At 72.7% G+C, this 21,123-nt stretch carries 14 protein-coding genes; 5 read left to right on the top strand and 9 right to left on the bottom strand.

Annotated features, from left to right (window positions below; translation table 11 throughout):
- Positions 1–112: 112 nt before the first annotated feature.
- A complete protein-coding gene (locus ABWU78_RS13210) occupies positions 113–4,765 on the bottom strand; it encodes a galactose-binding domain-containing protein (RefSeq protein ID WP_439158666.1) in 4,653 nt (1,550 codons plus the stop codon).
- A gap of 536 nt (positions 4,766–5,301) precedes the next feature.
- Positions 5,302–6,129: a hypothetical protein gene (locus tag ABWU78_RS13205; protein WP_253055016.1), complete on the bottom strand. Its 828-nt coding sequence runs from the start codon at positions 6,127–6,129 to the stop codon at positions 5,302–5,304.
- Between the two features lie 198 nt (positions 6,130–6,327).
- Between ABWU78_RS13205 and ABWU78_RS13200 the strand changes: the two genes are divergently transcribed.
- Entirely contained in the window at positions 6,328–7,275 is a 948-nt protein-coding gene (locus tag ABWU78_RS13200) for an A/G-specific adenine glycosylase (protein ID WP_253055015.1), read from the top strand.
- A gap of 24 nt (positions 7,276–7,299) precedes the next feature.
- Here the strand turns inward: ABWU78_RS13200 and ABWU78_RS13195 are convergent, their stop codons facing one another.
- The 4 genes from ABWU78_RS13195 to ABWU78_RS13180 all read right to left on the bottom strand — a co-directional run bounded on the left by ABWU78_RS13195 (position 7,300) and on the right by ABWU78_RS13180 (position 12,753).
- Entirely contained in the window at positions 7,300–9,288 is a 1,989-nt protein-coding gene (locus ABWU78_RS13195) for a glycoside hydrolase family 127 protein (RefSeq protein ID WP_439158665.1), read from the bottom strand.
- A gap of 119 nt (positions 9,289–9,407) precedes the next feature.
- Positions 9,408–10,301, bottom strand: a complete 894-nt coding sequence (locus ABWU78_RS13190; protein WP_439158664.1) for a carbohydrate ABC transporter permease — start codon at positions 10,299–10,301, stop codon at positions 9,408–9,410.
- Between the two features lies 1 nt (position 10,302).
- Positions 10,303–11,316 carry a carbohydrate ABC transporter permease gene (locus tag ABWU78_RS13185; protein WP_439158663.1) on the bottom strand — a complete coding sequence of 338 codons (1,014 nt, stop codon included), beginning with the start codon at positions 11,314–11,316 and terminating at the stop codon, positions 10,303–10,305.
- 120 nt (positions 11,317–11,436) lie between these two features.
- Positions 11,437–12,753 carry an ABC transporter substrate-binding protein gene (locus tag ABWU78_RS13180; RefSeq protein WP_439158662.1) on the bottom strand — a complete coding sequence of 439 codons (1,317 nt, stop codon included), beginning with the start codon at positions 12,751–12,753 and terminating at the stop codon, positions 11,437–11,439.
- Between the two features lie 324 nt (positions 12,754–13,077).
- Here ABWU78_RS13180 and ABWU78_RS13175 point away from each other — a divergent pair, with 324 nt between their 5' ends.
- Entirely contained in the window at positions 13,078–14,109 is a 1,032-nt protein-coding gene (locus ABWU78_RS13175) for a LacI family DNA-binding transcriptional regulator (protein WP_253055011.1), read from the top strand.
- Here ABWU78_RS13175 and ABWU78_RS13170 read toward each other — a convergent pair.
- Together ABWU78_RS13170 and ABWU78_RS13165 are read right to left on the bottom strand one after the other, a co-directional pair.
- Positions 14,102–14,707 carry an amino-acid N-acetyltransferase gene (locus ABWU78_RS13170; protein WP_439158661.1) on the bottom strand — a complete coding sequence of 202 codons (606 nt, stop codon included), beginning with the start codon at positions 14,705–14,707 and terminating at the stop codon, positions 14,102–14,104. The two genes, ABWU78_RS13175 and ABWU78_RS13170, sit on opposite strands and share 8 nt — an antisense overlap.
- A gap of 67 nt (positions 14,708–14,774) precedes the next feature.
- The gene (locus tag ABWU78_RS13165; RefSeq protein ID WP_253055009.1) at positions 14,775–15,725 is read right to left on the bottom strand and encodes a sugar-binding transcriptional regulator; all 951 of its coding nucleotides are present in this window, start codon (positions 15,723–15,725) and stop codon (positions 14,775–14,777) included.
- Between the two features lie 229 nt (positions 15,726–15,954).
- Here ABWU78_RS13165 and ABWU78_RS13160 point away from each other — a divergent pair, with 229 nt between their 5' ends.
- The 3 genes from ABWU78_RS13160 (at position 15,955) to glpK (ending at position 20,299) form a co-directional block, all read left to right on the top strand.
- The gene (locus tag ABWU78_RS13160; RefSeq protein ID WP_439158660.1) at positions 15,955–17,703 is read left to right on the top strand and encodes an FAD-dependent oxidoreductase; all 1,749 of its coding nucleotides are present in this window, start codon (positions 15,955–15,957) and stop codon (positions 17,701–17,703) included.
- A 179-nt stretch (positions 17,704–17,882) separates the two neighbouring features.
- Positions 17,883–18,644 (top strand): MIP/aquaporin family protein, encoded by a 762-nt coding sequence (locus ABWU78_RS13155; RefSeq protein WP_253055007.1) that lies wholly within the window; start codon positions 17,883–17,885, stop codon positions 18,642–18,644.
- A 137-nt stretch (positions 18,645–18,781) separates the two neighbouring features.
- On the top strand, positions 18,782–20,299 hold the full coding sequence (gene glpK / locus ABWU78_RS13150; RefSeq protein ID WP_253055006.1) for a glycerol kinase GlpK: 1,518 nt from the start codon (positions 18,782–18,784) through the stop codon (positions 20,297–20,299).
- Positions 20,300–20,438: 139 nt separating this feature from the next.
- Here glpK and ABWU78_RS13145 read toward each other — a convergent pair whose 3' ends face one another.
- The gene (locus ABWU78_RS13145; RefSeq protein ID WP_439158659.1) at positions 20,439–21,092 is read right to left on the bottom strand and encodes a maleylpyruvate isomerase N-terminal domain-containing protein; all 654 of its coding nucleotides are present in this window, start codon (positions 21,090–21,092) and stop codon (positions 20,439–20,441) included.
- Between the last annotated feature and the right edge of the window lie 31 nt (positions 21,093–21,123).

Below are 21,123 nucleotides of genomic sequence, written 5' to 3'. Positions count from 1 at the left end.
GCGGAACCAGGGCTCTACCTCGCGGGGGCGGGTTTGCCCTCGCGCAGACAGGTCTCGCCCCGGTCCGTGGGACGGACCGGGGCGAGACGTGGTGCGACGCGCAGGGTGCGGGTCAGCCGCAGGTGGCGGCGTCGTACTGCGCGGTGACCGTCGTCGACCTCCCCTCGGCGTCGGTGGCCACGACCGTGGCCGCGCCGGCCTCGACCGACGTCGTGCGCGACGCGAACGACTGGTAGGCGTTCTTGCCGGGCTCGACGCCGTTGAACGTCTTGGTGCCGAACGGGGTGTCGAGACGGACCGTGAGCGGCACGTCGTCGTCGTTGAGCGCCCGGACCGCGACGTAGACCTTGCCGGCGAGGCAGCGGGTCTCGGCCGTGACGGTGACCGCCGGACCGGCCGGGACGCCGTCGCCCACGGTGAGCGTGAGCGTCGTCGTGGTGGTGCCGGCGGTGCTCACGTAGTCCGGGAGGACGAGGTCGCCCTGGATCACGTACACGCCCGGCGTCTGGACGACCGACTCGTCGTAGTCCCACTCGACGCCGATCGCCTGGTTGTCGCGCGAGCCGTCGTTGTAGGACACGAGGACCTTCGTGGGCAGCCACGGCTGCTCGCCGACGGCGACGCTCTGCTCGAACTGCTCGGCGCCCTGGATCGAGATGCCGCCCTGGGAGTTCTCCGGCCGCACGTAGACCTGGGCCTCGGCGATCAGGCCGTAGGTCGTGTTCGTGCCGTAGACGGTGAACGGCTCGACGTTGGTCTCCGCCACCATGGCCGGCGTGATCGGCTGCCAGGTGAAGTCGACCGCGCCGCGGCGGCCGCTCGAGTAGACGACGTCGAGCGAGGCGGGGAGCGTCGGGACCTCGCCCGTGACGGTCCGGACGATCACCGGGCTCGCCACGGAGTCCACGGTGTCGCCGTTGACGCGCCACCGCAGGATGCCGGTGCCGGCGCCGCCGGTCTGGACGCCGGTGATCCGGACGCGCAGGTAGCTGGCCTCGACGGGCTCGAACTCCAGGTGGTTGTACGTGTTGCGCTGGAGCGCGCCCGCGTACGTCGAGCCGTCGGTCAGGGTCACGGGGGTCCAGTCGGCGCCGTTCTGCGAGTGCTCGACGGTGTAGGTGTCCGCGCGCGGCATGCGCGTCCCGCCGTTGTCGTCGTACCAGTAGATGTCCGTCGAGGCGACGAGCACCGGCGACTGCCACGCGTAGCGGATCCACGCGGCGGTCTGCGCGCTCGTCCCGTTCGCGGGCTGGCCCCACGTGCCCCAGCCGTTGCCCGCACCCGGGTTCGAGCTGCCGGGCGTCGAGGACTCGTTGACGCGCAGCGGGTTCTCCCACGACGCCGATCCGCTCGTCGTGATCGTCGCGAGCGCGCCGAACTCGGCGGAGGTCGCCTTCTCGGTGAGCTCGACCTGGACGTCGCGCTCGGTCGTGAGCTCGCCGTCGGACGCGGTGAGGCGGAACGTGTACTCCCCCGCGACCGTGCCCGTCACCGTCGTGGTCAGGGCGTCGGCGTCGCCGAAGATGACGCTCGCGCCGTCGGGGGCGGCGACGGTCGTCCACCCGGAGGTGAGGGTGCCGTCGTCGGGGATGCCGTCGTCGGTCACGGTGCCGACGAGCGTCGTGGACAGGTTGCCGTCCTTGGAGCGGTCGACGTTCACCGTGACGGTCGGGGCGTCGTTGACGACCTCGGGCACCTCGCGGCCGGAGTCGAAGACCTGGATCTCCGAGATCGCCGTCCAGTGGCTCGGCGTGTTCGTGAACGCGACGCGGACCTTGTCGGTCGTCACGGCCTCGAAGAGCGCCTCGTTGAACTTGGGGCCGGGGATCTTCGGCGCCTTGAACGCGTCCGGGACCGAGGTCCAGCCGCCCGAGCCGTCGGGCACCTGGATCGAGTACCGGACCGGCTCGCGGTACCCGCCCGCCTGCCGGTCGCTGACGAACCAGACCTTGACGTTGTCGAACGTCGTGGGCTCGCCGAGGTCGAGCTCGACGTACCCCGTGTCGCCCTCGGTCCCGTAGTTGCCCCAGTAGGGCTCGTTGACGGTCGTGCCGTCGGTGACCGCGGCGAGGGACACGGGACGCTCGGTCTCCGTGATGGCGCCCGGGGTGTAGTTCATCGACCCCGTGCTCCAGCCCGGCGTGTGGAACTGACGCCACGGCGTCGGGCGCGCACCCTGCTGGGTGGCCGACGACGAGAGCTCCGCCCCGCGCGCGAGGTTGACCGCCTCCTCGGTGAGGTCGATGCCCGCGGTCTTGAGGTAGGACACGACGCGCTCGTCCTCGATCGGGGTGTCGACCGCGGTCGGCAGGTCGGCGCCCTGGTCGTCGACGACCTCGACGGCCAGTCCCTCGTCGGACTCGACGACCTCGTTGGCCGCCGGGTCGTAGACGAACCGGCCGAGCGCGTCGGCCGCGGCCTTGCGCTCGCCGTCGACGAACAGGCTGTAGCCCTCGCCGAGGCCGTAGTGCGAGCCGTCCTCGTCCCAGACGATCGTGACGTCCTTGCCGTGGTACCGCAGGTTGTTGACCATGAAGTGGTCGTACCCGAGGTCGATCGGCCAGAGCTCGATCTTGTCGTCGGACCGCGGCTGGATGCCGCCCATGTCCTCGACGTAGATGTAGTTCATGTTGCCGAGCATCACGTGGTTCGGGTTGTTGCGGTTGAACGTCTGCGTGCTCGCGTTCCAGCTCGAGTAGTACTCGGCCTGGTTCGGCACGAGCGCGTTCCCGTTCGGGTAGATGCTCCACGCCATCCAGTCGAGGAGCTTCGCGGCGTACTCGGGCCTGACGTACGTGTGGTCGGGGTCGTAGTGCCGCAGCGCGGACCGCACGCCGCGGTACTGGACCGTGAAGTTGATGTTGGAGAAGTTGTTCGAGCCCCCGATGCCGTACTTCGCCCGGTCGTACTGGTTGGCCGTGTAGAACGGGAAGATCGGGAAGTTGTCGCCGTACCGGAGGAAGCGGAAGCCGTCGACGTACTTCTCGGCGTCCTCGACCGGGATGAGGTTCTCGGCGTAGACGTCGTAGAGGTTCGACTCCTTCGCCGGGATGAGGTCGCGCTCGGCCTCGCTGAGCGGGTTCTGGTTCCCGCCCGACGTCGCGCCGTGCGACGTGCCCGCGAGGAACATGCGCGTCTCCTCGCTCCACAGCCGGCCGAGGATCGCGTCCCGGATCTCGTCGGCCGTGTCACCCATCTCGGCGACCTTCGCCGGGTCGGCGCCGGCCATCGCGTAGAGCTGGCGCGCGGCGTCGAACGCGCCCCACACGTACGCGGACTCCGGGCGCTCGATCGTCCGCGCTCCCGGCGCCCCGGCGTTCACCTTGGGGTAGCCGAAGCTGATCGCGTCGGAGTCGTTGCCGGGCATGTAGTTGGTGTCGTAGGCGATGAGCTTGTCGTCGTTGCCGTCGTAGTGCTCGAGCTGACCGACGCCGTCGCCCTCGAAGTACGTCGCGAAGCGCTCGGCGACCGCCGGACCGCCGCCGTGCACGTTGTAGGCCTCAAGGCCTGCGGTGCCGAGGTACTGCGAGTAGTGGTTGTTCCAGCTCGTGTGGCCCGGGCTGTCGAGGAACGCCGACGACCCGGACAGCTCACCGATGTTGAGGATCTGGCCGTACCCGAGGTACGGGTTGCGGATCCACTTGGTGTCCTGCAGGTGCATGGGCTGCGTGAGCGCCACCGAGTTCTGGTAGAGGTTCACGCCCTCGATCGTCGTCGGGTACTGGTACACGTAGCCCGGCTCGTTCGCGTCCAGGCTGTTGTACCGCTCGCCCCACCAGCGGTAGACGATCGCCTTCTCGATCGCCTCGTCCGGGACGTCGATGTACGGGATGTCCTGCGCCCACTGCCGGTTGAACTCCGTCACGCCGGTGCGGAACGCGTCCGCGGGCGACAGCGCGGCGTACTCGTGGAAGCTCTCGACCGACTCGGGGAGCGTGTCGCTGGACAGCACGCCGAGGACGGACAGGTCGACCGAACCGCCCGCCGGGACGGTCACCTCGCGGTCGAGGTTGGTGCCCACGCGCTCGAACCCGGGCGCCTTGAGGCCGACCGTGACCTCGGACCACGGGGTGTCGACGAGACCGTTGTTCGCGCCGCTCGTCAGGGTCCGCGTCCCGGTGAGCTCGTCGGCCGCGTCCGTCGACGTGGTCGCCAGCGGCGACGCCGCGCGGACCGTGAACGTCACGTCGCTCGCGCCGGGGTTGGTGAACGTGATCGCCGAGAGCGCCACGTTGTCGTACGTGATGAGCTTCTTGAGGTCGGCGGTGACGCCCGTCGTCCCGACCGTGTACCGCGCCTTCGCGTGGCTCGGCGCGTTGAAGCGCTGCGCCCCGACCTCGGTGATCGTCTGCCCCGGGACCGTGACGGTGTAGAGGTTGCCGAGGTTGTTGGGTCCGCCCGCGAACGCGGAGCCCGCGAAGCCCATGACCGCCCAGTTGCTGTTGCCCCGCAGGTACAGCGAGCGGCCGCGCGTCTGCAGCACGGTGTTGCCCGACGTCCCGCTGACCCCGAGCACGCGGTCCAGGTAGTAGTCCGTGCCGCCCGCCGCGCGATCCTTCTCGAAGATCGACCCGTGCATCGAGCCCGCGGTCCACGGCACCCCGGGCTCCAGCGCCGCGGCGACCTGGTCCAGGTTCGAGTAGACCGGGTCACCGATGTCCATCGAGTCGGTCGTGCCGTCGGTGTACACACCGACGTCGCTCTCGTTGCCCGGCACCACGTCGGCCTGCGCCCCCGGTGCCAGCGCGACGCCGGTCACGGCCATCGCACCTGTCATCGCCGAGGCGACGACCCTTCTCCACGCTCTCCCCGACATCACCAAGTCCTCTCCATCGGGAACCGGAAAACAGGTTTCGGGACGACGACGGGCCTCGCCTCGCACGGGCGGACTGCCTCGTCCGCCCGCCCCGCTGCGGGGCGCGGGACCCTGATCGTCGTGCCGCCTCGCGCCGCGCCGTGGAGCGCTCGCGCCCGGGGCCGGGGCCCCGGGCACCTCCGCGGTGAGGTCGCCAGACGCGAGCCAGTCAACCAGCCACGAAGGGCCGCCCGCAATGGTTTTCGGTCTCGACTTTGCCTCGTCCGCCGGAGCACTACGGAACGGTGCGGCGCCCGGTGATCGTTGGTACGACGCCATCAGCGCCCGGTGCGACGCAATCTCACAGCCAGGAGGAGCGGGTGATCCGGGGCGCTACCGAAAGGTGGTGTCCATCGATTTCACGCGCCCCGGGCGTGCGCGGCAGCAGGATGTGTCCCGCCACGGCGGCCAGGGTTCGCCACCGGGGACCGCCCCGCACCCGCCCGTCAGGCGCCGTCGCCGGGCGGGGTGGTCCCGTCCGCCGGCGCGGTGGCCCCGTCCGCGGGCGGCGTCGCACCGTCCGCCGGCGGGGCGGTCCCGTCCGCGGGCGGCGTCGCACCGTCCGCCGGCGGCGCGGTCCCGTCCTCCGGGGCGGTCGTGTCCGCGGGGTCCGGGGACGGCGGGGGCGGCTCGAGCAGCGTGAACGTCACGGGCTCGCTCGTCGCGCCGTCGACGCCCGCGATGCTCAGGACCGCGGTGTACGTGCCCGGCCCGACCTCCGGCTGGTCGGGCGCGCACCCCTCGGCCGAGCGGTGCCGGTCCCAGCGCACGAGCTTCGACGGGTCCTCGTCCCCGGTGCTCATGAGCAGCAGCCGCTCCGTCGTGCCGCAGTCGGCCGACGACCAGACGAGCTCGTCGCCGGAGTAGATCTGCACCTGACGCCCGGCGTCCGAACCGTCGACGAGGCAGGGGCGGCCGCCGGACTGCCGGAGCGTCACGGTGAGCTGGACCGCGCGTCCCGGCTCGTACTCCGCCGCGCTCGCCGTCAGCCCGAGCTCGAGAGATGCCGCCGTGCAGTCCTGCGGCGGTCCGGCCGCCTCCGGGGTCGGCGGCGCGGACTTGCCCTCCTGCGCGGGCTCGTCGCCGGCGAGCAGCGGCTGCACCGCCCGCACGACGACCTGCCCGAGCAGGACGAGTCCCACCACGAGGCCGACGAGCAGCGCGAGCGCGACGACGCGGCGTCGGAGCAGCGCCCCGCGCGTGGGCCGGTCGCCCGGCCCGCTGCGGGGGCTGGCGCCCGGCCTCGGGGCGCGGTCGGTCCGCGGCGTGCTCACGGGTCCTCCGTCGTGCAGGTGCTGGTCGCGACCACGGTAGCGGCGACCGGTGCCCCGCCCGATGCTGCCGCGCCGACGACCGCCCAGGTCGGGGCAGAATGGGTCCCTCCGCCGACCTGTCGGCGCCCGACTCGGCCACGACCGCCGGCCCGCCGGCGGCACGGGGCCGACCGACGACCGAGAGGGACGACCGCCGTCATGACCGCCCCGGCCGCGCGCCCGGCCCGACCGCCCGTCGCCGCCGCCGTCACCACCGCTGCCGCGGGACCGCACCCGCACGCCGACCTGCACGACGCCGTCGGGCGCTGGTTCGGCGAGACGGCGCGCGACCTGCCGTGGCGCGCCGCGGACCGCACCGCGTGGGGCGTCCTCGTGAGCGAGGTCATGCTGCAGCAGACGCCGGTGGTCCGGGTCGAGCCCGCGTGGCGCGCGTGGATGGATCGCTGGCCGACGCCCGCGGACCTCGCGGCGGCGTCGACGGCGGACGTGCTGCGCGCCTGGGGCCGCCTCGGCTACCCCCGCCGCGCGCTGCGCCTGCAGGAGTGCGCCCGGGCGGTCGTCGAGCGGCACGGCGGCGAGGTCCCGCACGGCGAGGACGCCCTGCGCGCGCTGCCGGGCGTCGGCGAGTACACCGCCGCGGCGGTGACCGCGTTCGCGCACGGCCGACGCGCCGTCGTGGTCGACACGAACGTGCGCCGCGTCCTGGCGCGGGCCGTCGGCGGGGACGCCCTGCCCGCGCCGTCGTACACGGCCGCCGAGCGCGCGAGGGCGGCCGCCCTCGCCCCGGCCGACGACGCGGACGCGGTGCTCTGGGCCGCCGCCTCGATGGAGCTCGGCGCGCTCGTGTGCACGGCCCGGACGCCGCGCTGCGGCGTCTGCCCCGTCCGCGACGCGTGCGCGTGGCGCCTCGCCGGGCGCCCGGGCGACGAGCACGCGGGACGACGGCGCACGCAGGCCTGGGCGGGCACCGACCGGCAGGTGCGGGGTCGGGTCATGGCCGTGCTGCGCGACGCGCCGGGACCGGTGCCGCGCGGCGTCGTGACCGAGGTGTGGCACGACGCCGCGCAGCTCGACCGCTGCGTCGCGAGCCTCGTCGAGGACGGGCTCGTCGAGCAGGTCGACGACCTCTACCGGCTCCCCGCCTGACCCGCCACGGGCCTCGGAGCCGGGTCAGAGGGTCGGCAGCCAGACCCGCATCGTCGACGGGCCGCGCTCGGCCCAGTCGTGGTACGGCACGAGCCGGACGTCGACGGGGACCTCCGCCGACGTCGCGACCGGCTCCTCGCCCGGGCGGTCGGCGCCCGTCCGCCCGGGCGCCCCGCCGCGGAGCGGGGTGTAGGGCCACGGAGCCGTCGCCGGGTCCACGAGCAGCCCGCGCACGACGACGCGCCCGTCCTCCTCGCGCGGGGGCACGGCCACGTCGACGCGCAGGTCGGCGACGTCGCGCCCGCTCGGCAGGTCGACGGACTCCACGCACAGGACCTCGGGGCCGCGCTGGACGGCGACGCACCCGCGCACGGCGTCCACGCGCTCGTCGGGCACGAGGAACCGCGGCGCGACGTCGAGCTCGAGCGTGACGACGCTGCCCGCGCGCAGGTCGGGCACCGCGACGGTCCCCGCGGGCACCTGGCGGGCCGGGCCGTCGTCGACCACGAGCCGCCCCGACCCGGACCACGCGGGCACGCGCAGGGTGAGCGCCCAGCGCTCGGGCGCCTCCACGACGCGCACGCGCACGCGCCCGTCCGCGGGGTAGCCGGTCTGGACGTCGAGCGTGACCGGCTCGCCCGACGGCAGCGTCGCGCGGACCTCGCTCGGTGCGTACTGGTGGAGCTGCACGCCGCCGTCGTCGACCGTCGCGAGATACCCCGCGAGGCTGGCGAACGTGCGCGCGACGTTCGGCGGGCAGCACGACACCTCGAACCACGGCGCGCGCAGCGACGACTCGGCGCGCTTGCTCACCTGGTCCGGGGCCGCCGGCTCGCCGGGGACGCGCTGGTGCAGCGTGTTCGCGTAGTAGAACGCGCGGCCGTCGTGCGCGGGCGACGTCGCGACGACGTTGAAGAGCGTGCGCTCGACCACGTCGGCGTAGCGCGGGTCGCCCTGCGCGAGCAGGAGCCGCCACGCGACCATGACCGAGCCGATCGACGCGCACGTCTCGGAGTACGCGCGGTCGGGCGGGAGGACGAAGTCGTCGCCGAACGCCTCGTCCTGGTGGTGCGACCCCTGCCCGCCCGTGACGTAGGTGCGGGCGGCCTGCGTGCGCTCCCACTGCCGGGCGACCGCGGCCACGAGCGCGTCGTCGCCCGTCTCGACGGCGACGTCGATCGCGCCCGCGGCGAGGTAGTTGGCGCGCACGGCGTGGCCCCGGAACACCGTGGCCTCGCGCACCGGGACGTCGTCCTGGTAGTACGAGCGGCCCCACTCGATGTCCGCGAGGGTGCCCTGACCGCGGCGCTCGACGAACAGCGCCGCCTGCCGCACGTACCGCGGCTCGTCGAGCGCGCGGCCGAGCTCCGCGAGCGCCACCTCGATCTCGGCGTGCCCGCACACCCCGTGGATGCCGTCGGGCCCGAACGCCTCGCACACGTGGTCCGCGGACCGGCGCGCGACCTCGACCAGCAGGTCCTCGGGGTGGCCGGTGCGGGCGCGCGCGACGGCGGCCTGCATGAGGTGCCCTTGGACGTACAGCTCGTGGCCCCACTCGAGGTCCGTGTACCGGGCGTCCTGGCCGGGGCTGCCGAACCGCGTGCAGAGGTAGCCGTCCGGCGCCTGCGCCGCCGCGACGCGCCGCACGATCGCGGCGAAGCGGCGCTCGAGGTCGTCGTCGGGTCGGCGGCCGAGCTCCCACGCCATCGCCTCGAGCAGCTTGTACACCTCGGAGTCGCTGAACTCCCGGCCGCGGCGGGTCGTCGCGACGTCGCCGCGCGCGACGGCGTCGAAGTTCGACAGCCAGCCCTCGGCCTCGAGCCAGTGCTCGATGTGCGCGAGGGTCGCGGTGCGGTTCACCTCCTGGCGCTCGGCCCAGAACCCGCCCGTGATGCGCACCTGCGCCAGGCCGAGCGGCTGCAGCCGCCCGGTCGCGGGGACGACCGGCCGTCCGCCGTCCGTGGGGCGGGCACCGGTCCCCGTCGTCCGGGGCACGGTCGGGGTCGTGGTCATGGCAGCACCTCCGGAGGCGACGGCGTCGCCTCGTGGTTCGTCGGGTCGTCGTGGTGGGACGACGCCGGGCGTCGTGGGGTCGGTCGGTCGGACGGGGGTCGGGTCGGGGGCGTGGGTCGTCATCCCTTCAGCGCCCCGGACATGAAGCCGCGCACGTAGTGGCGCTGCAGGAGCAGGAACAGGACGACGCACGGGGCCGCGAGGACGACGACGCCCGCCTGGGTCGCGCCGTAGTCGACGATGCCCATGACCTGCTGGCGCATGTTGGCCACCGCGAGCGGCAGCGGCGCCTTCGTCGAGTCGGTGATGAGGATCAGGGGTGCCACGAAGTCGTTCCAGGCGGCGAGGAAGGCGAACAGCCCGACGGTGATGAGCCCCGGCTTCACCGCCGGCAGCAGGACCCGCCACAGGGCGCCGAACGACGAACACCCGTCGACCATCGCGGCCTCGTCCAGCTCGCGCGGCACCGACTCGAACGCGATGCGCATCATGAACGTCGCAAAAGGGAGCTGGAACATGGTGAGGACCAGCGCGAGGCCGAGCAACGAGTTCTGCAGGCCGATGGTGTTGAGGAGCACGTAGAGCGGGATGAGCAGCGTCGCGTACGGGACCATGAGGATCGCGAGCGTCACGAGGAACAGCACGTCGCGGCCGGGGAACCGGAACCGCGCGAAGGCGAAGCCGCCGAGCAGCGACACCCCGAGCGTGAAGAGCACCGTGAGCCCGGACACGACCACGGAGTTCAGGAGGTACTGCCCGATGCCCGCCTGGTAGTTCGCCAGGGTCACGTAGTTCCCGAAGCCCCAGCCGTCGACCTGGTTGCTGCCGGGCTGCGGCGAGAACGAGGCCACGCCCGCCCAGATCAGCGGGAAGAGGAAGACGATGGCGAGGCCCCCGGTGAGCACCCAGTACGGGGTGCGGGTGAGGACGCCGGCGATGCGGGCGCGCGGGGCCGGCCGGCCGGTGGGAGCGGGTCGCGCCGCGGGTGCGGGAGCGGGTGCGGTGACGGTCATGTCACTTCTCCTCGGGTGCGCGCATGCCACGGACCTGCGCGACGTTGATGAGCACGAGGGCGGCGAGCACGATGATCGACAGCGCGGCGGCCACGCCCAGGTCGTTCTGGCCCTGGAAGGCGATGTTGTAGATGAGCTGGACCACGGTGATCGTGCTGTTGTCCGGGCCGCCCTTGGTGAGGATGTAGAACTGGTCGAACGCGAGCAGCGAGCCGGTGACGCACATGATCGTGCACAGCGCGAGCGACGGGCGCAGCAGCGGGAGCGTCACGCGCCCGAACGTCTGCCAGCGGTTCGCGCCGTCCATGCGCGCGGCCTCGTAGACCTCGTGCGGGATCCCCTGCAGCCCCACCATGAGCAGGAGCATGTAGAACCCGGCGAAGCGCCAGACGATGAGGAAGACCGTCGACCACAGCGCGCCCTCGGGCGAGCCGAGGAACGACACCGGCTCGTCGACGATCCCCAGCCGCTCCAGGAGCGGGGAGATCGGCCCGACCTGCGGCGAGTACAGCGCGTAGAAGAGCAGCGACGCGGACGCCAGGCCCAGCGCGCTCGGCACGAGGATCGAGGTGCGCAGGAAGCTCTTCCACCGGCTCGACTCCTGCACCAGGAGCGCGAAGCCGAGCCCCAGGGCGATGAGGAGCACGGTCGCGATCACCGTGTACTTCAGCGTGAAGACGACCGAGTCCCAGAAGAACCGGTTGTCGACCGCGTCGCGGAAGTTGTCGGGGAAGTTGGGGCCCCGGTTGCCGGCGAGCAGCGGCCAGTCGGACACCGACATCTGGCCGACGAGCAGGACGGGGAGGACGAAGAACACGAGCACGAACACCGCGGTGGGCGCGGCGTAGGCCCACCCGCGGGCGGCCTGCGAGCGCCCCGGCCGACGGCGGCGCCGCCCGGCGCTCGCGGTCAGGGTGCCGCGGGGCGGTCGGTGGTCGCTCGCGGCGGGGCCCGGCGACGCCGCGCCGTGCGGCGCGGGCGAGGGCGGCGTCGAGGACGCGGACTGCACGGACATGAGAGGTCTCCTGGAACAGGGCGAGGGAAGCCGGACCCGGCCCGCCGCCGCACGGGTGGGCGCGGCGGCGGGCGCTGTGGTCACGCGGGGTGGTCGCTCGGGACGATCACGCCGGACCGGTCACTGCGAGAGGACCGCGGTGATCTCCTCGTTGTCCGGCTCGATGCTCGAGGCGTCGCCGAACACCGCGTTGCGCACGAGCGTGAGCCACGGGCTGTTCGGCGCGTTGAACGCCTGCTGGAAGTTGCGGGCGACGGGCGTGCGGCCCTTGCTCGCGATCTCGTTGATCGTCACGACGCGCGGGTCGGCCGACGAGTACTCGTTGTCGACCAGGTCGGCGCGCGAGACGACGTCGCCGTTCTTGGCGAGCACCTCGACCTGGGCGTCCTCGGACATCATCCAGGAGAGGAAGTTCCACGCCTGGTCGGACTGCTCGCTGTCCTTGGAGATGCCGATGCCGTCGCCGCCGACGAAGGTCGACTCGCCGCCGCCCGGCCCCGGGATCGGTGCGACGCCGACGTCCACCGTCTCGTCCGCCGTCGACAGGAGCGTCGCCGGGTACGGCATGACGCCGATCTTGCCCTCCTGGAAGGGGGCGACCCACGTCGCGCCGGTCTCGTCCCGCGTGCCGGCGCCCACGGCGTCGGAGTCGACGAGGTCCTTGTACACGGCGTAGACGTCCTGCGCGGTGTCGCTCGCGAGGAGCGACTCGGTGCCGTCCGCGCTGAGCACGTCCTCGTCCGCGGCCCACACCGACGGGAACCACGTGAAGACGAGGCACCCGCCGCAGTTGCCGCCGAAGAAGGTGCCGTCGACGCCGCCGCCGAGCGCGTCGACCGCCTTCGCCTGCTCGGCGAACTCCTCGAGCGACGTCGGCCCGGCCTCCGGGTCGAGGCCGGCCTGCTCGTAGAGGTCCTTGTTGTAGAAGAGGACCGAGATGTCGAGCACGAACGGCAGCACGTACTGCTCGTCCTCGTACGTGCCGGCCTCGAGGTGGCCCTGGTTGATCTGGTCCGCGAAGTCGAGCTGGTCGATGCGGTCCGTGACGTCCTGGTAGAGCCCCTGCTCGACCCAGTTCGGCACGTACACGATGTCGGCCGCGAACAGGTCGGGCAGCCCGCCGCTGCCCGCGGCGGCGCCGACCTTCGCGACGTAGTCGTCGTTGGGGACGATCGTCAGCTCGACCTGGTTCTCGTGACTCGCGTTGTACGCGTCCACGAGCAGCTTCGCCTGCTTCTCGAGCGGCGCGCGCGTCCACAGCGTGAGCGTGCTGCCGTCGTCGACCCCCTCGACGCCGCCCTCTCCCGTCCCGCCCGTCGCGGCGTCGTCGCCGCCCGATCCGGACCCGCCGCACGCGGCGAGCCCGAGCGCGACGAGGCCGGCGAGCGTCGTCGTGGCCACGGACCTCTTCCACGAGGCCCCGCGGTGGTTCTTCATCTCGTGTCTCCTCGTACTCGTCTTCGAGCCGTTGCACCTGTGCCCCGTGCCCGCGCTGTGGGCGAACACGTTTTCGGTCACCGTGTCGCGCTGCGGCGCGCTCCACGTGGCCGACCCTCCCCTCAGGCGGCTAGTGTTCGATGTCCTGGCGTCATCCGTGAGCCACGTGCTCGCGAGGTCGCCAGCACCGAAACCAACCGAAAAGGTTTTCTGAATGTATGGCAGCGCGGTAGTCTCGTCAAGCAGGGCAGCGGGTTACAGTTCGATCACGGCTCGATCGTCGAGGGCGCAGCGCAGCGCACCGGCAGGAGGGGGAACGGCCTCATGACGACCCAGAGCGGGAGCGCCACGCCGCGCGCGGCGACCCTCACCGACGTCGCGCGCCTCGCGGGCGTGTCCATCGCGACCGCGTCCAAGGCGATCAACGGGCGCGACCAGGTCAAGGCGGAGACGCGCCTGCGCGTCCTGGAGGCCGCCGAGCGGCTGTCCTTCGCCCCCAACGCGCTCGCGCGCGGGTTGCTCAAGGGCCGTACCGGCACGGTCGGGCTGCTCACGAGCGACCTCGAGGGACGCTTCTCGATCCCGGTCCTCATGGGCGCCGAGGACGCGTTCGGCGCGGGCCGCGTGTCGGTCTTCCTGTGCGACGCGCGCGGCGACGCCATCCGCGAGCAGCACCACGTGCGCGCCCTGCTCTCGCGGCGCGTCGACGGGCTCATCGTCGTCGGCTCGCGCACCGACCCGCGGCCGCCGCTGAGCGCGGACATCCCGGTCCCGGTCGTCTACGCCTACGCGCCGTCCGAGGACCCGTCCGACGTCTCGATCACGGCGGACAACGTCGGGGCCGGGCGCCTCGCCGTCGAGCACCTGCTCTCGTGCGGGCGCCGGCGCGTCGCGCACGTCTCGGGCGACCCCGGCTACAAGGCCGCGCAGGACCGCGCGGCAGGCGCCGAGGCCGCGGTCGCCGCCGCCGGCCTGGAGCTGGTCGGCGGCCAGACCTTCTTCGGCTCGTGGAGCGAGGGCTGGGGACGCGGCGCCGCGCGCATGATCGTCGAGCAGCACGGCGACGTCGACGCCTTCTTCTGCGGCTCGGACCAGATCGCCCGCGGCGTGCTCGACGCGCTGCGCGAGCTCGGTCGCGACGTGCCCGGCGAGGTGTCGGTCATCGGCTTCGACAACTGGGAGGTGCTGACGACCAACGCGCGCCCGCAGCTCACGAGCGTCGACATGAACCTCGAGCGGCTCGGGCGCGTCGCGGCGCAGCGCCTCTTCGCCGCGATCGACGGGACCGTGCGCCCGGGGGTCGAGGAGCTCCCGTGCCGCGTGGTGACCCGCGCGTCGACCGTGCCGATCAGCTGAGCGTCGCGTCCGCGGTGCCACCGCCGTCGAGGTCGTCGAGGTCGTCGAGGTCGAGCAGCATGCGCGTGTTGCCGAGCGTGTTGGGCTTCACGCGCGCGAGGTCGAGGAACTCCGCGACGCCGTCGTCGTGCGAGCGCAGGAGCTCGGCGTACACCTCGTGCGAGACGGGGGTCCCCTCGATCACGCGGAAGCCGTGCGCCCGGAAGAAGTCGACCTCGAACGTCAGGCAGAACACCCGACGGAGCCCGAGCGCGCGGGCCCGCGCCAGCAGCTCGACGACGAGCGCGTGCCCCACGCGGTGCCCGCGCCACGCGGGGTCGACGGCGAGGGTGCGGATCTCGGCGAGGTCGTCCCACATGACGTGCAGCGCGCCGCACCCGACGACGCGCGGCGCGTCCTCGTCGTCGGCCTCGCCGACGGCGCTCGTCGCGGCCGGGTCCGCCTCGGCGACGACGAACTCCTGGACCGCCTCGTAATACCCGACCAGCTCCTTGGCCAGGAGGATCCGGTCCTCCGCGTAAGGCTGCACGAGCGCGCGGACCGCGCGCACGTCCGCGGGCAGGGCGGGACGGACGCGGACGGCGGAGGTCGTGGGCACCGCGTCACTGTACGCGGATCGCGGGCTCTATGCATAGTCATGCACTGAGCCGCATACCTCCGTGGGTTCAGGCGCCCCCGACGAGCCGCGCCGCCGTGATCTCGTCGACGACGAGGTCGGTGACGACCCCCGCGCGCAGCGCGGCGCGCAGCGGCGCCACCTTGTTGTCCCCCGCGACCGCGCACACGCGCCGCGGCACGCGCCGCAGCTCCTCCGGCGCGGGGCCGGTCGCGCGACCGTTGAGGGCGATGTCGCGGTAGGTGCCGTCCGCGCGCAGGAACACCGTGCACACGTCGCCGACCACGCCCTCGGCGTCCAGGACCGCGATGTCGTCCGGCTCGAGGTACCCCGCCGAGTACACGTGCGACGGCACGCCGCCCGCCACGGCCCCGACGGAGAAGAGCGCGATGTCCGCACGGTGCTGCACGTCCAGCACGCGTCGCACCGACCGCTCGCGCCACATCGCCCGCTTGGTCTCGGCGTAGTCGAAGAAGGCCGGCACTGGGAAATGGTGCACGTGCGCGTCGAAGGCGGCGCCGAAGCCCGCGATGAGGTCGCCCGCGTAGTGCACGCCCGACGTGCGCGTGTTCGCGGCCCCGTTGAGCTGGACGACGGCGCTCCCCCGTGTCGGCTTGCGCGGCAGGTGCCGGGAGATGGCCGAGAGCGTGGTCCCCCACGCGATGCCGAGGATCATGTCGGAGTCGAACCACGTCGACAGCAGGCGCGCGGTCGTCAGCGCGACCTGCTCCAGCCGCTCGACCTGCGGCGCCTGGTCCGGCACCGGGACGACGTACGCGTCGATGCCCCACGTGCTCGAGAGGTGCTGGCCCAGCCCGGGCCCGCGGCTCCGCGCCGGCCGCAGCGAGATCTCGACCAGCCCCGTGTCCCGGGCCCGCTTCACGAGCCGCGACACGGTGGACCGCGACGTGTGCAGGTGCTTGGCGATGGCCTCCATCTTCATGTCCTGCAGGTAGTACATCGAGGCCGCCCGCAGGACGTCCTGCTCCCGGTCCACCATGCCCGTCTCCCTTCGCTCGACCTCCATTCTGCACGTTTGTGCACCACGGTTGCGCGTCCGTTCGGCGCGTGGTGACCTGGAGAGCGTGCCAGCGCGCCGGGACCCGGCGCGCGCACGGCGGCTACCGCTCGCGCACCCTGGTCGGGCGTGGGACCGTCGCTGTGAGCGCACCGTGGGCGCATCGTCCCGCGGCGTGCCCGCAGCACCGAGGGACGAGAGAGGAAGACGGATGGCATCCACGAGACTCACCGCGGAGTCGCGCCGGCAGGCGCTCGCCGTGCTCGAGGCCAGCACGACCCCCGACGCGGAGCTCGACGTCCTCGTGATCGGCGGCGGCGTCACCGGCGCGGGGATCGCGCTCGACGCCGTGACGCGCGGGCTGTCGACGGCGATCGTCGAGGCGCAGGACTGGGCGGCCGGGACCTCGAGCCGGTCGAGCAAGCTCGTCCACGGCGGCCTGCGCTACCTGCAGATGCTCGACTTCCACCTCGTCAAGGAGGCGCTGACCGAGCGCGACCTCCTGCTCAAGGACATCGCCCCGCACCTCGTGCGGCCGGTCCCGTTCCTCTACCCGCTCGAGCACCGCGTGTGGGAGCGCGCCTACGTCGGCGCGGGCATCGCGCTCTACGACACGCTCGCGAGCCTCGCACCCGGCAGGCGCGCCATGCCGATCCACCGGCACCTGTCGCGCAGCCGCATGGAGAAGAAGTTCCCGGACCTCGCGCACGACGCCGCGATCGGCGCCGTGCAGTACTGGGACGCCTCCGTCGACGACGCACGCCTCGTCACGACGCTCGTGCGCACGGCCGCGTCCTACGGCGCGCACGCCGCCTCGCGCACGCAGGTCGTCTCGCTCACCAAGGGATCGACGGGCGCGGTGAACGGCGCCGTGCTCCAGGACCTCGAGACCGGGACCGAGATCACCGTCCGGGCCCGCGCCGTCATCAACGCGACCGGCGTCTGGACCGAGGACACCGAGGCGCTCGCCGGCAGCGAGGGCGGGCTGCGGGTCCTCGCGTCCAAGGGCGTCCACATCGTCGTCCCGCGCGAGCGCATCAAGGGCCAGGTCGGGCTGATCCTGCAGACCGAGAAGTCGGTCCTGTTCATCATCCCGTGGTCGCGCTACTGGATCATCGGCACCACGGACACCCCGTGGGAGCAGGACTTCCAGCACCCCGTCGCGACGTCGGCCGACATCGACTACGTGCTCGACCACGCGAACGCGGTGCTCGCCCACCCGCTCACGCGCGACGACATCATCGGCACCTACGCCGGGCTCCGCCCGCTCCTGCAGCCGGGCACCAAGGAGGGGACGAGCTCCGCGAAGGTCTCGCGCGAGCACACCGTCGCCTCCCCCACCCCGGGGCTGACCGTCATCGCCGGCGGCAAGCTCACGACCTACCGCGTGATGGCCAGGGACGCCGTCGACTTCGCGATCGGCCAGCGTGCGAGCGCCCTGCCCTCCATCACGCAGAAGATCCCGCTCCTGGGCGCCGTCGGGCTCGACGCCGTCCGACGGCAGGCGCGGCCGTGGGCCTCGCGCTACGGCTGGACGCCCGCGCTCGTCGACCACCTGCTGCACCGGTACGGGTCCAACCTCCGCGAGATCGTCGAGCTGTGCGAGGCCCGGCCGGACCTCGCGACGCCGCTGGAGCACGCGCCCGCGTACCTGCGGGCCGAGATCGCGTACGGCGTCTCCCACGAGGGCTCGCTGCACCTCGAGGACCTGCTCCTGCACCGCACCCGGCTCAACTACGAGGTCGCCGACCGCGGCCTCGCCGCGCTGCCCGAGATCGCCGACCTCGTCGGCGAGCTGCTCGGGTGGGACGACGCGACCCGCGCCGCCGAGATCGCCAGCTACACCGACCGCGCGAACGCGGAGGCCGCCGCCGAGCAGGAGCCCGACGACGCCTCCGCCGAGCGCACCCGGCTCGAGGTCGACGACGTGTCGCCTCTCCAGCCGCTCCGCACCACCTGACAGCAGAACACCGCTCGCGAGCGCGCCTCGGGCGCCGTCCGGCAGGGGACGGCGCCCGACCAGGCCTCGCACACCGACCTCACGGGGCGCACGCCGACGGCGGACCGACCCGAGGACCCGACGCTCAGGCGCGCCGGGACGGTTGAGACAGAGAAGTCCACCACGAAAGAGAGAGCACGATGGATCAACTCCTCATGAACGCCTTCTGGTCCGAGATCCTCGGCACGGCGACCCTGATCCTCCTCGGAGCGGGCGTCGTCGCGAACGTCGTCCTGCCGAGGACCAAGGGCTTCAACGGCGGCTGGCTCCTCATCAACTTCGGATGGGGCCTCGCGGTCTTCACCGCCGTCTACGTGGCCTACAAGTCGGGCGCCCACCTCAACCCGGCCGTCACGATCGGCCTCTTCACCGCTCAGGAGCCGTTCTACTCGGTCACCGGGCCGGAGGGGATGGTCACGGCGACCATCGAGCCCACCGTGGGCAACATGTTCATGTACTGGGGCGCCCAGATGATCGGAGCGATCATCGGTGCCGTGGTCGCGTTCCTCGCGTACAAGAAGCACTTCGACGAGGACGCCCCCAGCGCCACCAAGCTCGCCGTGTTCTCCACCGGCCCCGAGATCCGCTCCTACGCGTGGAACTTCATCACCGAGGTCATCGCGACCTTCGTGCTCGTGTTCTTCGTCGTGGCGTCCGGGAAGACGCCGTCGGGTCTGGGACCGCTCGCCGTCGCGCTCGTCGTGGTCGCGATCGGCGCGAGCATCGGTGGTCCCACCGGGTACGCCATCAACCCTGCCCGTGACCTCGGTCCCCGCATCGCGCACGCGCTGCTGCCGATCCGGGGCAAGGGCTCGAGCGACTGGGCCTACTCGTGGGTCCCCGTCGCGGGTCCGCTGGTCGGCGGTGTCCTCGCCGGCCTGCTCGGCGCCGCCTGGATCTGACCGACCCGGACGAGCCGGACCTCTCCCCCGCGTGACCGGGGAGCCGGGGGCCTCCCCGGTCACGCGACCCGCCGCCGTCGGGCGCCGGGCACCCACACCAACCCGAACCCACACCGACGTGAAGGACTGAACGCACCATGGCCGACTACGTTCTCGCCATCGACCAGGGGACCACGAGCTCCCGGGCCATCGTCTTCAACCACTCCGGGGAGATCGTCTCCACCGGGCAGCTCGAGCACGACCAGATCTTCCCGCGCGCCGGGTGGGTGGAGCACAACCCGGAGCAGATCTGGAACAACGTCCGCGAGGCCGTGGGCCTCGCGCTCACCCGCGCCAACGTGACGCACCACGACATCGCGGCGGTCGGCATCACCAACCAGCGCGAGACCGCGGTCGTGTGGGACAGGACCACGGGCAAGCCGGTCTACAACGCGATCGTCTGGCAGGACACCCGCACCCAGAAGATCGTCGACGAGCTGGGCGGCTCCGACGGCCCCGAGAAGTACAAGTCGATCGTCGGCCTCCCGCTCGCGACCTACTTCTCCGGTCCCAAGGTGAAGTGGATCCTCGACAACGTCGAGGGTGCGCGCGAGAAGGCCGAGGCCGGCGACCTGCTGTTCGGCAACACCGACACGTGGACGCTGTGGAACCTCACGGGCGGCGTCAACGGCGGCGTGCACGTCACCGACGTGACCAACGCGTCGCGCACCATGCTCATGGACCTCGACACGCTCTCCTGGCGCGAGGACATCGCCGCGGACATGGGCATCCCGCTGTCCATGCTCCCCGAGATCAAGTCCTCCTCCGAGGTCTACGGGCACGGCCGCCAGCAGGGCCTGCTCCCCGGCGTGCCGATCGCGGGCATCCTCGGCGACCAGCAGGCGGCGACGTTCGGCCAGGCGTGCTTCGAGGTCGGGCAGGCCAAGAACACGTACGGCACCGGCAACTTCATGCTGCTCAACACGGGCACGGAGAAGGTCATGAGCCAGAACGGCCTGCTCACGACCGTCTGCTACAAGATCGGCGACCAGCCCGTCCGCTACGCGCTGGAGGGCTCGATCGCCGTCACGGGCTCGCTCATCCAGTGGCTGCGCGACAACCTCGGCATGTTCGAGGACGCGCCCGACGTCGAGTGGCTCGCGGGCAAGGTCGAGGACAACGGCGGCGCGTACTTCGTGCCCGCGTTCTCCGGTCTCTTCGCCCCGTACTGGCGCTCGGACGCGCGCGGCGCGCTCGTCGGCCTCACGCGGTATGTCAACCGCAACCACATCGCGCGGGCCGCGCTCGAGGCGACCGCCTACCAGACGCGCGAGGTGCTGGACGCGATGAACGCCGACTCCGGCGTCGACCTCACCGAGCTGCGCGTCGACGGCGGCATGGTCGCCAACGAGCTGCTCATGCAGTTCCAGGCCGACCAGCTCGGCGTCGACGTCGTGCGCCCCAAGGTCGCCGAGACCACCGCGCTCGGCGCCGCGTACGCCGCGGGCATCGCCGTCGGGTTCTGGAAGGGCGAGCAGGACGTCATCGACAACTGGGCCGAGGACAAGCGGTGGAGCCCGTCGATGGACGACTCCGAGCGCGAGCGCCTCTACCGGAACTGGAAGAAGGCCGTGACGAAGACGTTCGAGTGGGTGGACGAGGACGTGGAGCAGTAGTCCCCGTCACGACGGAGGTCCCGTCCGGAGGGGGTGGGGTGGTGTCGCCACGGCGACACGACCCCACCCCCTCCTTCGGCGTCGCCTCTCGTGCGGGGACCCGTCTCCCCACGACCGGAGAGGCGACGAGGGCGCCGGGTCAGCCGAGGCTGACGGGGAGGCGGGCGGCCAGGGGGCCCAGGTCCTCGCGCTCCGCGGCCGTGGGTGCGCGGCGGCCCGTCACGACGCGCAAGGCGTCCGGGTCGGCGAGGGACGGCGGGACCGGCGCACCCAGGAGGGCCTCGAGCAGCGCGCGGGACGCCGCGAGCGTCTCGGCCGGCGGGTCGGCAGCGGCCGGCAGGTGCGCCACGAGGTCGAGGTGGTGCACGGTCCACTCCAGGACGTACGCGTCGAGGAAGTCCCGGACGGTGAGGGTCTCGCCCTGCGTCCCGACCCGCGCACCCGGGTCCGCGAGCTCGGCCGCCCGGCCCGCGGCGGCGAGGAGGTCGTCCACGTGGTGCCGGAGCGCACCCGGCCGCCCGTACGCCGCCGCGAGCCGCGCGACGAGGCGGCCGTGGGGGTCGGGATGCTCCTCGCCGTCGCCGACCCGCCAGTAGGAGACCGCGTCGACGGTCGGCGCGGCGTCCTGCGGGGTCACCAGGGTGATGAGGACGTCCTGCGCACCGATGGTCAGGTGGCACACGAGGTCGCGCACGAGCCAGCCGGTGCAGCCCGACGGCCGCTCCCAGTCCTCGTCGCCGAGCGCGTCCACGGCGTCCTGGAGGGCGGTCACGGCCCGGGTGAAAGGGAGCACCTCGCCACGCTAGCCCCGCGGACCCGGCCGG

The sequence above is a fragment of the Cellulosimicrobium sp. CpK407 genome (assembly GCF_051844275.1).
Classification (GTDB): domain Bacteria; phylum Actinomycetota; class Actinomycetes; order Actinomycetales; family Cellulomonadaceae; genus Cellulosimicrobium; species Cellulosimicrobium cellulans_G.
This window is presented reverse-complemented; position numbering and strand designations above follow the sequence as displayed.

What these genes read in the sequence shown, in the direction of transcription:
- ABWU78_RS13210 (WP_439158666.1), bottom strand. Translation starts at nt 4,765, where the DNA reads ATGGCCGTGACCGGCGTCGCGCTGGCACCGGGGGCGCAGGCCGACGTG.
- ABWU78_RS13200 (WP_253055015.1), top strand. Translation starts at nt 6,328, where the DNA reads ATGACCGCCCCGGCCGCGCGCCCGGCCCGACCGCCCGTCGCCGCCGCC.
- ABWU78_RS13195 (WP_439158665.1), bottom strand. Translation starts at nt 9,288, where the DNA reads ATGACCACGACCCCGACCGTGCCCCGGACGACGGGGACCGGTGCCCGC.
- ABWU78_RS13190 (WP_439158664.1), bottom strand. Translation starts at nt 10,301, where the DNA reads ATGACCGTCACCGCACCCGCTCCCGCACCCGCGGCGCGACCCGCTCCC.
- ABWU78_RS13185 (WP_439158663.1), bottom strand. Translation starts at nt 11,316, where the DNA reads ATGTCCGTGCAGTCCGCGTCCTCGACGCCGCCCTCGCCCGCGCCGCAC.
- ABWU78_RS13180 (WP_439158662.1), bottom strand. Translation starts at nt 12,753, where the DNA reads ATGAAGAACCACCGCGGGGCCTCGTGGAAGAGGTCCGTGGCCACGACG.
- ABWU78_RS13175 (WP_253055011.1), top strand. Translation starts at nt 13,078, where the DNA reads ATGACGACCCAGAGCGGGAGCGCCACGCCGCGCGCGGCGACCCTCACC.
- ABWU78_RS13165 (WP_253055009.1), bottom strand. Translation starts at nt 15,725, where the DNA reads ATGGTGGACCGGGAGCAGGACGTCCTGCGGGCGGCCTCGATGTACTAC.
- ABWU78_RS13160 (WP_439158660.1), top strand. Translation starts at nt 15,955, where the DNA reads ATGGCATCCACGAGACTCACCGCGGAGTCGCGCCGGCAGGCGCTCGCC.
- ABWU78_RS13155 (WP_253055007.1), top strand. Translation starts at nt 17,883, where the DNA reads ATGGATCAACTCCTCATGAACGCCTTCTGGTCCGAGATCCTCGGCACG.
- glpK (WP_253055006.1), top strand. Translation starts at nt 18,782, where the DNA reads ATGGCCGACTACGTTCTCGCCATCGACCAGGGGACCACGAGCTCCCGG.